Raw genomic sequence first — 406 nt, forward strand, 5'->3', positions numbered from 1 at the left:
GCCCCGCCCGCGCGGTTCAGGGTTGCGCAAGGGGTTGGCGTCATCCTGCCGCCGTGCCGCGCGCGCGCCCCGGCCGCCCGATCCTCTCGTTTCGACACGCCGCCCGCGCGCACAGCGCCATCGCAGCCGCGACGTTAACGAAAGATTAACACGCCTGTTCAACGCCTTGCGCGGAACCTACCCGCGCCGCCCGGCAAAGAAGGCGCGCAGCATCTCGCCCGCCGCATCGGCCCCGATCCCGTCATAGACTTCGGGGACATGGTGGCACTGGGGATGGGCAAAGACCCGCGGCCCCTGCGCCACGCCGCCCGACTTGGGGTCCGCCGCGCCATAGTAGAGCCGCGCGATGCGCGCCGCCGAAATGGCCGCCGCGCACATCGGACAGGGCTCCAGCGTCACATAGAGG

At 71.4% G+C, this 406-nt stretch carries 1 protein-coding gene; it reads right to left on the reverse strand.

Features of this window, described 5'->3' with window-relative positions; genetic code table 11:
- Positions 1–177: 177 nt before the first annotated feature.
- A partial coding sequence (locus ACLD7X_RS19370; RefSeq protein WP_411425307.1) for a deaminase occupies positions 178–406 on the reverse strand: 229 nt, incomplete at its 5' end.

This window comes from Aphanothece microscopica RSMan92, assembly GCF_046613545.2.
GTDB lineage: Bacteria > Cyanobacteriota > Cyanobacteriia > PCC-6307 > Cyanobiaceae > NIES-981.